Source organism: Candidatus Paralachnospira sp. LCP21S3_A2, from assembly GCF_052118925.1.
Taxonomy (GTDB): Bacteria; Bacillota; Clostridia; order Lachnospirales; family Lachnospiraceae; genus Lientehia.
This window is the reverse complement of sequence record NZ_JBQKGG010000037.1, coordinates 1-1,728: the sequence shown is the minus strand read 5'-3', so window position 1 is coordinate 1,728 and position 1,728 is coordinate 1. Positions and strand designations below refer to the sequence as shown.

At 36.8% G+C, this 1,728-nt stretch carries 1 protein-coding gene; it reads left to right on the top strand.

Going from position 1 to position 1,728, the window contains the following annotated elements; translation table 11 throughout:
* The first annotated feature begins 136 nt into the window (after nt 1-136).
* Nucleotides 137-1,477, top strand: coding sequence for an IS30 family transposase (locus tag ACTQ3K_RS12550; protein WP_044927528.1), 1,341 nt, complete (start codon nt 137-139; stop codon nt 1,475-1,477).
* Nucleotides 1,478-1,728: the final 251 nt, after the last annotated feature.

Sequence of the window (1,728 nt, the reverse complement as noted above, 5' to 3'; positions counted from 1 at the left end):
CCTAAAATGAAAAATTAAACCTGTACTTTGACAACTGAAAATGGCTATAAAAGGTCTAGTTTACTTTTTCTACAGCCCTTTCCAAGGCATGATATATTGGTTATATCGATTACTATCTGCTGGGAAAGGAGCAGATATGAATTATTACAATGCTAGCGGACAAATGGACCTGTCAGATCGAATAGCAATAGAAACTGGGATATGCATCGGGGAGTCATTCAAAAAAATAGCAAAAAGACTTCGCAGACATCCATCTACTATTGCACATGAAGTTAAAGAAAACAGAACCTTCATTAAAGGTAATTACCCGAATGGAAAAGATTGCCGCATGGCAAGACAATGCACAGTAAGGAATTTGTGCGGCTGTGATGAAGAAGCCTGTAATACAAAGTGTAGACTTTGCAGAGGAGTGGATTGTACCAAGGTATGCGATAGATATGTATCAGTTGCTTGCCATAAGTTTGATTCGCCTCCGTATGTTTGTAATAACTGTAAGGATAAAAAGCTTTGCAACAAAGATAAGTATATTTACAGTGCGAAATTCGCTGATGCAGCTGTAACTCGTCGTAGATCGGAGAGTCGACAAGGAGTTAGACTTTCTGATGAAAAGAAGGAAGAATTGGATGAACTTGTGACTCGACTTGTTAAGAAAGGCCAGCCTTTAACACACATATATGCAGAACATGAAAATGAAATGCCAGTGTGTTTGAGAACTCTTTATAACTATATCGATGAAGGTGCCTTATCTATTAAAAACATAGATTTAAGAAGAAAGACAGGCTACAAACCACGAAAGAAAAAGTACAACGATATCAATGGATTTCACTCAATGGAGTATAGACAGTGTAGGACATATGAGGATTTTGAGTATGCGATGAAATTTAAATATTCAGAAGATGAAGTAACAGAAATGGATACTGTAAAAGGCGTTAGAGAATCTGGAAAGCGTTTGCTTACAATGATCTTTAGAAAGAACAACGTAATGCTACTATTCCTGATGCCAGATGGAAAAGCAGAATCCGTAAAAAGGGTTCTGGACTATCTCGAGACAGGATTGGGAATAGATGTTTTTAGACGGTTGTTTCCGGTTATATTGACTGACAACGGCAGCGAATTCAAGAAGGTAGATGAGTTAGAACTTACGCTGGATGAGGATGGCTTCCTAGTTTATAGAACAAGCCTTTATTACTGTGATCCAATGGCTTCATGGCAAAAAGGGTGTATCGAGAAGAATCATGAATTTATTCGTTATGCCGTGCCAAAAGGAAAAAGCTTAAACCCATACACGCAAGAAGATATGACTTTATTAATGAATCATATCAATAGTGTAAAACGTCCTGGACTTGGAAATAAAAGTCCATACGAGCTCGTAGAAGAGGATGATGAAGATTTCAAAGCATTAATGTCATTATTAAAAATGCACCTCATCCCGCCAGATGAAGTGCATTTAATGCCAGATTTATTCGTTAAAAAGTAATTAGACCGAAGCTGCAGATAGTAATCGATTTGTCAATAGGTATTAAATAGACGGGTCGCATTTACTTTTGCATAACAAGTAGCCAGCCGTCTGTTAATCATGCAAACAAATATATACCTGCTATCTGGAATGCCTTAATTATAGCATGATATTTGAATTTGAACATCCATTATTAGGGCTTTATTTGACCTCAGAACAGAATTTTGATTATTAGACGTATTTTCAGTTGGGTTTTAGTTTTTCATTCAAGG